The organism is uncultured Streptococcus sp., from assembly GCF_963545685.1.
Lineage (GTDB): Bacteria > Bacillota > Bacilli > Lactobacillales > Streptococcaceae > Streptococcus.
On record NZ_CAUUKN010000058.1, the window covers coordinates 1 to 7,950 of the forward strand.

General features: G+C 40.5%; 5 protein-coding genes and 6 tRNA genes. All 11 read left to right on the forward strand.

Features of this window, described 5'->3' with window-relative positions; translation table 11 throughout:
* Window positions 1-57 precede the first annotated feature (57 nt).
* Window positions 58-130: transfer RNA gene (locus tag RWZ99_RS08145), tRNA-Phe, on the forward strand.
* A gap of 15 nt (window positions 131-145) precedes the next feature.
* Window positions 146-226, forward strand: a tRNA-Tyr gene (locus RWZ99_RS08150).
* Window positions 227-234: 8 nt separating this feature from the next.
* Window positions 235-305: transfer RNA gene (locus RWZ99_RS08155), tRNA-Trp, on the forward strand.
* Between the two features lie 12 nt (window positions 306-317).
* Window positions 318-390, forward strand: a tRNA-His gene (locus RWZ99_RS08160).
* A gap of 12 nt (window positions 391-402) precedes the next feature.
* A tRNA-Gln gene (locus RWZ99_RS08165) sits at window positions 403-474 on the forward strand.
* Between the two features lie 10 nt (window positions 475-484).
* Window positions 485-568 (forward strand) — tRNA-Leu (locus RWZ99_RS08170).
* Window positions 569-618: 50 nt separating this feature from the next.
* Complete coding sequence (locus RWZ99_RS08175; protein WP_314677904.1) at window positions 619-5,013, forward strand: PolC-type DNA polymerase III; 4,395 nt, start codon at window positions 619-621, stop codon at window positions 5,011-5,013.
* A 166-nt stretch (window positions 5,014-5,179) separates the two neighbouring features.
* On the forward strand, window positions 5,180-6,421 hold the full coding sequence (locus RWZ99_RS08180) for an aminopeptidase (RefSeq protein ID WP_314677907.1): 1,242 nt from the start codon (window positions 5,180-5,182) through the stop codon (window positions 6,419-6,421).
* A gap of 19 nt (window positions 6,422-6,440) precedes the next feature.
* On the forward strand, window positions 6,441-6,671 hold the full coding sequence (locus RWZ99_RS08185) for a GlsB/YeaQ/YmgE family stress response membrane protein (RefSeq protein WP_002889604.1): 231 nt from the start codon (window positions 6,441-6,443) through the stop codon (window positions 6,669-6,671).
* Window positions 6,672-6,802: 131 nt separating this feature from the next.
* On the forward strand, window positions 6,803-7,231 hold the full coding sequence (locus RWZ99_RS08190; protein ID WP_314677910.1) for a MarR family transcriptional regulator: 429 nt from the start codon (window positions 6,803-6,805) through the stop codon (window positions 7,229-7,231).
* An 87-nt stretch (window positions 7,232-7,318) separates the two neighbouring features.
* The gene (locus RWZ99_RS08195) at window positions 7,319-7,864 is read left to right on the forward strand and encodes an NADPH-dependent FMN reductase (RefSeq protein ID WP_314677911.1); all 546 of its coding nucleotides are present in this window, start codon (window positions 7,319-7,321) and stop codon (window positions 7,862-7,864) included.
* Window positions 7,865-7,950 lie beyond the last annotated feature (86 nt).

The window sequence follows — 7,950 nt, forward strand, 5'->3', positions numbered from 1 at the left end:
TAGCTCGTCGGGCTCATAACCCGAAGGTCGTAGGTTCAAATCCTGCTCCCGCAATTTGGCTCGGTAGCTCAGTTGGTAGAGCAATGGATTGAAGCTCCATGTGTCGGCGGTTCGATTCCGTCTCGCGCCATTTCATTTATAGTTAGGAAGGGTAGCGAAGAGGCTAAACGCGGCGGACTGTAAATCCGCTCCTTCGGGTTCGGGGGTTCGAATCCCTCCCCTTCCATAACCTTTACGGGCATAGTTTAAAGGTAGAACTAAGGTCTCCAAAACCTTCAGTGTGGGTTCAATTCCTACTGCCCGTGTTAATAATTATGGCGGGTGTGGTGAAGTGGTTAACACACCAGATTGTGGCTCTGGCATGCGTGGGTTCGATCCCCATCACTCGCCTATTTATATTTTTGGGGTATAGCCAAGCGGTAAGGCAAGGGACTTTGACTCCCTCATGCGTTGGTTCGAATCCAGCTACCCCAGTTAAATTTTTGCCGGCGTGGCGGAATTGGCAGACGCGCTGGACTCAAAATCCAGTGTCCGCAAGGACGTGCCGGTTCGACCCCGGCCGCCGGTATAAGTTACACTCCATAAGGAGTGTTTTTTTGTATATAGGAGTTATTTTTTATGTCTGATAAATTTCAGCTTCTTTTAAAACAGATTCATTTTCCGCAGAATGACGGAACTTATGATGAGATTAAAGATGGTTCTATTGAATCGGTAAAGTTATTTAAATCAAAACGTCAGTGGTTTTTTGTTTTTTCTTTTAAAAATCTTCTGTCATATGAGACTTTCACTCTTTTTGATACTCTGCTTCATTCTTCTTTTGATTCTTTAGGTGCTAAAGTTTCATATAAGATTTGCTTGGAGTCTACTTCTTGTGATCGATCCTTACTTGAAGCTTATTTTTCATATGCCTTAGATAGTTTAATATCATCTCATTTTTCAATTTATTCTCTATTCTCAAATTTGGGAGTTGAGATTTCGAATAATAGGATTTCTGTTAAAGCTCCTGCGCATATCCTTAAAGAGAATTTACAGGATCGATTTATATCATTGATTAGTGATACTCTTTCGAATCTTGGTTTAACTAATGTTTCTATCTCTGTTGTCGAGGATAAAGAGGCTTCATCCTCTTATGAAGAGGCTTACGAGTCGAATAAGGTCTCCTTACAAGAAGAAGCTGAATCTCAAGCTAGACAAGCGCTTCAATCAATTGTTCAAAGTTCACCGGTACCACCACCTCATAAAGATCAGATGCAAAATTTTGCTGAGAAACAAAGTCAACGTCATGCAAGCTTTGATAAGGCTGAGATTACTCCAATGATTGAGGTTAATTCTGAAGAGAATAGGATTGTATTCGAAGGATATATTTTTGATGTAGAGCAACGTGAAACGAAAACAGGTAGGATTATAATTAATTTTAAGGTAACTGATTATACCTCTAGTTTTGCTATGCAACGTTGGGCGAAGGATAGTGAAGAACTTGGTAAGTTTGATATGATAAAGAAAGGGAACTGGGTAAGGGTTCGCGGTCGTATTGAGAATAATCCTTTTACACATAGTCTGACTATGAACGTACAAGATATTAAGGAAATTTCTCATACGCCCCGTAAGGATTTGATGCCTGAGGGACAAAAGCGTGTTGAATTTCATGCTCATACTAATATGTCAACTATGGATGCTATGCCGACAGTTGAAGAGCTTATTGATACAGCGGCTTCTTGGGGACATCCGGCAGTTGCGATAACAGATCATGCAAATGTTCAAAGTTTTCCTCATGGCTATCATAAGGCTAAGAAAGCTGGGATAAAGGCGATTTTTGGTCTTGAAGCCAATCTTGTTGAGGACAAAGTTCCTATTGTTTATAATTCCGAGAGTTTGGAATTAAAGGAAGCAACTTATGTTGTATTCGACGTTGAAACAACAGGTTTGTCTGCTGTTCATAATGATTTGATCCAGATTGCGGCATCAAAAATGCATAAAGGTAATATTGTTGAGCAATTTGATGAATTCATTGATCCAGGACATCCACTTTCTGCGTTTACGACTGAATTGACTGGTATTACTGATAATCATGTTAAAGGTGCTAAACCTTTAGTGCAAGTTTTACAGGAGTTTCAAGAATTCTGTAAAGGAACTGTGCTAGTTGCCCACAATGCGACCTTTGACGTTGGGTTCATGAATGCCAATTACGAAAGACATCAGTTACCGACAATCTCACAACCGGTTATTGATACTTTAGAATTTGCACGGAATCTTTATCCTGAGTATAAACGTCATGGTTTGGGTCCTTTGACAAAGCGTTTTGGTGTTGCCTTGGACCACCACCACATGGCCAACTATGATGCGGAAGCAACAGGTCGTTTATTGTTTATTTTCATTAAAGATGTATTCGAAAAGCACGGATTGACTAATCTGGAACAGTTGAATACAGAATTGGTCTCTGATGATTCGTATAAGAAGTCTCGTGTCAAACATACAACGCTGTATGTTCAGAATCAAACGGGTTTAAAGAATATCTTTAAGTTGGTAAGCCTATCAAATGTATCTTACTTTGAGGGAGTGGCACGTATTCCTCGTACGGTTTTAGATAAGTATCGTGAGGGAATCATAGTCGGTTCTGCATGTGCAGATGGTGAAGTTTTTGATACTCTCTTATCTCATGGTATTGATAAGGCAGTTGAAGTTGCTAAATACTATGATTTTATTGAAGTTATGCCACCAGCGATTTATGCTCCATTGATTGCAAAGGATTTAATCAAGGATGAGGGGGCTATAGAACAACTTATTCGGGATTTGATTGAAGTTGCTAATCGTCTTGACAAGCCTGTGCTTGCTACGGGAAACGTACATTATATCAATCCTGAAGATGCCATTTATCGTGAAATCATTGTTCGTGCTTTGGGACAAGGAGCTATGATTAATAGACCAATTGGTAAGGGTGAAAACGCTCAACCTGCTCCTTTACCGGAAGCTCATTTTAGAACAACCAATGAGATGCTAGATGAATTTGCCTTTTTGGGGAAAGACTTAGCCTATGAGATTGTTGTAGCTAATACACAAGCTATGGCAAATCGAATTGAAGAGGTTGAAGTTGTCAAAAAAGACTTGTATACACCTTATATTGATCGTGCGGAAGAACAGGTTGCAGAGATGACTTATGCTAAAGCATTTGAGCTTTATGGTAATCCTTTGCCCGACATTATTGACTTGCGGATTGAAAAAGAGTTGTCCTCAATTCTTGGTAATGGATTTGCCGTAATATATCTGGCATCGCAGATGCTGGTGAACCGTTCAAATGAACGTGGCTACCTGGTTGGCTCTCGGGGATCTGTTGGTTCTAGTTTTGTTGCGACAATGATTGGAATTACTGAGGTAAATCCTATGCCACCTCATTATTTATGCCCTAAATGTCAACACTCAGAGTTTATCACAGATGGTTCTTACGGCTCTGGCTTTGATTTGCCTGATAAGGAGTGTTCAGAATGTGGAACTGAGTATAAAAAAGATGGTCAGGATATTCCTTTCGAGACCTTCCTCGGTTTTGATGGGGATAAGGTTCCTGATATTGATTTGAACTTCTCAGGAGATGATCAGCCGTCGGCTCACTTGGATGTACGTGATATTTTTGGAGAGCAATATGCCTTTCGTGCTGGAACAGTAGGTACTGTTGCAGATCGGACAGCTTATGGTTTTGTCAAGGGTTACGAACGTGATTACAATAAGTTCTATCGTGATGCTGAGGTCGATCGTTTGGCTATGGGGGCTGCTGGGGTTAAGCGAAATACAGGTCAGCACCCAGGTGGTATTGTTGTTATTCCAAATTATATGGATGTCTATGATTTTACACCTGTTCAATATCCGGCTGATGATGTAACTGCTGCTTGGCAGACAACTCACTTTAACTTCCACGATATCGATGAGAACGTGTTGAAGCTAGATATTCTGGGGCATGATGATCCGACTATGATTCGTAAGTTACAGGATCTATCAGGAATTGATCCAAAAGATATTCGAGCAGATGATCCAGATGTGATGAAACTTTTTTCAGGGACTGAGATTTTAGGGGTAACGCCTGAACAAATTGGAACCCCAACGGGAATGTTGGGAATCCCTGAGTTTGGGACTAACTTTGTTCGTGGTATGGTTGACGAGACGCATCCGACGACCTTCGCGGAACTCTTACAGTTATCTGGTTTGTCCCATGGTACAGATGTTTGGTTAGGTAATGCACAAGATTTGATCAAGGAAGGTATTGCCACCTTGAAAACAGTTATCGGTTGTCGTGACGATATCATGGTATACCTAATGCATGCAGGGTTAGATCCTAAGATGGCCTTTACCATTATGGAACGTGTGCGTAAGGGAATGTGGTTGAAAATTTCTGAAGAAGAGCGAAATGGCTATATTCAAGCCATGCGTGAAAATAATGTTCCGGACTGGTATATTGAATCTTGTGGTAAAATCAAGTACATGTTCCCTAAAGCCCATGCGGCTGCCTACGTTATGATGGCCCTTCGTGTAGCTTATTTCAAAGTGCACCATCCTATTTATTACTATTGTGCTTACTTCTCGATTCGAGCCAAAGCATTTGAGCTTAAGACTATGTCTGCAGGGCTCGATGCTGTTAAAGCCCGAATGGAAGATATTAAGGAGAAGCGCCAACGAAATGAAGCGACTAATGTTGAAAATGACTTGTATACAACGCTTGAAATTGTCAATGAGATGTTAGAACGTGGCTTTACCTTTGGCCAGTTAGATCTTTATAAGAGTCAGGCGACTGAATTTCTGATTGAAGGAGACACCTTGATTCCTCCGTTTATCGCACTTGAAGGCTTGGGTGAAAACGTTGCTAAGCAAGTGGTTGCTGCGCGTGAAGAAGGGGAATTCCTCTCCAAAACAGAATTGCGTAAACGAGGAGGCCTATCATCAACCTTGGTTGAAAAATTGGATGAAATGGGCATTCTAGGAAATATGCCAGAAGATAATCAGTTAAGTCTTTTCGATGATTTCTTTTAATAGTTAAAGTGAATTGTCATCAATGTTGAGAGAATGGAGTTAGTTTCCGTTCTCTTTTTATTATTTAGGTGTCTGTATGTGATGATCAAAAGCCAAAGCTGATAGAAAACTTTTTTCTTCGTCTTATGGTATACTGATAGAAAATTATAGTTTCAAGGAGTTAATCATGGTTTTACCAAATTTTAAAGAAAATCTTGAGAAATATGCTAAATTATTGGTTGCTAATGGGATTAATGTGCAACCTGGTCACACAGTGGCCTTGAGCATTGATGTAGAACAAGCAGAGCTAGCTCGCCTCTTAGTAAAAGAAGCCTATGCTTTAGGAGCAGCTGAGGTAATTGTTCAATGGTCGGATGATATTATTAATCGCGAGCGTTTCTTGCATGCAGATATGGATCGAATCGAAGAGGTTCCAGCTTATAAAAAAGCTGAAATGGAATATTTGTTAGAAAAGAAAGCAAGTCGTTTAGGAGTCCGTTCTTCTGATCCGGGTGCCCTTAATGGTGTAGCTCCTGAACGTCTATCTGCTCATGCTAAGGCTACTGGAGTGGCCTTTAAGCCTATGCAGGTGGCAACTCAGTCTAATAAGGTTAGTTGGACAGTAGCTGCTGCAGCAGGTAAAGAATGGGCTAAGAAGGTCTTTCCTGATGCTTCGAGTGATGAGGAAGCCGTAGATTTACTTTGGGACCAAATTTTCAAGACCTGTCGTGTTTACGAAGAGGATCCTGTACGTGCTTGGAAGGAACATGCTGACCGTTTAGATGCTAAAGCACGCATACTCAATGAGGCGCAGTTCTCAGCCTTGCACTACCAAGCACCTGGAACAGATTTAACTCTAGGATTACCGAATAATCACGTTTGGGAGTCTGCAGGTGCAATTAATGCACAGGGGGAGAGCTTCCTTCCTAATATGCCAACAGAAGAGGTCTTTACGGCACCAGATTTCCGTCGTGCAGATGGTTATGTCTCAAGTACAAAACCATTAAGTTACAATGGAAATATTATTGAGGGAATCAAAGTAACCTTCAAAGATGGTGAAATTGTAGATATTACAGCAGACCAAGGTGACGAAGTGATGAAGAATCTCGTCTTCAACAATAATGGGGCGCGTGCTCTAGGTGAATGTGCCTTGGTACCAGATCCAAGCCCTATTTCACAATCTGGGATTACCTTCTTCAATACCCTCTTTGATGAGAATGCATCCAACCACCTAGCTATTGGAGCAGCCTATGCTACCAGTGTTGAGGGGGGAGCAGATATGACCGAAGAGGAGCTTAAAGCAGCTGGTCTTAACCGTTCTGATGTACACGTAGATTTTATGATTGGTTCAAATCAAATGAATATTGATGGAATTCGCCATGATGGTAGCCGTGTACCAATCTTCCGAAATGGTGATTGGGTGATTTAAGTATCGAGGAGGATTTCTCATGATTGGAAGTATGATAGTTGGTTTTCTAATTGGCCTTATTGCCTCTGCTATTTCCAACAGAGGAGAACGTATGGGTTGCATTGGTAAGACCTTTGTAGGATGGCTTGGTGCGTTTGTTGGTCAGCTTCTTTTTGGAAATTGGGGACCAATGCTAGCAGACACAGCTATAGTTCCTTCGGTATTAGGCGCTGTTATTTTATTAGCCCTTTTTTGGAATCGTAATAGTTAGAAATGAAAGAGTTCTGAGGTATTGGTTAGATATCTAAGCACTCTTTTTCTTATTTTTTCATTTTCATATACCACTTTTAGAAAAACTGTGGTAGAGTAGTAAAAACAGCATCTATTTGGAAAGGACTAGGAATGAGTGACTTAGATAAAAACATGGCTGTAAAAAGTATGGTTGTTATGCGTAAGGCTTTTCGTACCATCGATGCCAAGGTTTCTGAGACCTTTAAAGAATTTAATTTGACACCAACTCAATTTGGGGTCATGGATGTGCTTAATGCCAAGGGGCGTATGAAGATTGGCGAATTAATTGATCGTATGCTTGCCACCTCGGGTAATATGACTGTCGTCATTAAAAACATGGAGAAAAAAGGGTGGTTGATACGAGAAGCCTGTCAAACAGATAAGCGTGCTTTCGAGGTTGATTTGACGGATGAGGGCCGTCGTATTATTCAAGCAGCAATCCCCCCACATCAGCGAGCAATTGAGAAGACTTTTTCCGTTTTGTCTCCTGACGAACAGTCACAATTGGTAGAGCTTCTGAAAAAATTTAAGAATGTCTGAGCATATTTCTTTATATTTCTAATGGAATCAAGTATATTACTATGTAGTAGTAAATATTAATTGTTAGAAATACAAAGGAAATTTATCATGAAAAATATTCTATTTATCGTTGGGTCTCTTCGTAAGGGATCATTTAACCACCAATTAGCAGAAGAAGCTGAGAAGATGCTAGCTGGTAAAGCTAATGTTTCTTATCTTGACTATAGTCAAGTGCCTATTTTTAATCAGGATTTAGAAAGTCCAGTTCTTCCTGTTTTGGCAGAAGTTCGAGATCAAGTCTTGGCAGCAGATGCTATCTGGATTTTCTCACCGGTTTATAATTTCTCAATTCCTGGACCAGTGAAGAATTTGCTTGATTGGCTGAGCCGTGCCCTTGATCTATCAGATCCTTCAGGACCATCAGCCCTTCAAGATAAGATTGTAACCGTATCATCAGTTGCTAATGGTGGTCACAATCAACTTTTTGATGTCTACAAAGAATTGTTACCATTTATCCGCACCCAAGTGGTTGGTGATTTTACAGCAACACGTGTAAATGATACAGCCTGGGTGGATGGAAAATTCGTAGCAACAGAAGAAGTTCTTGCAAGTCTTCAGAATCAAGCGGAGGCTTTGATTGAAGCGATTAAATAAGAATAATGAATATCCGAGGTTTCTAACTTCGGGTATTTTTCTACCATTTGTCAAGTATAATACGGTTTCTGACTCAACACTATTTC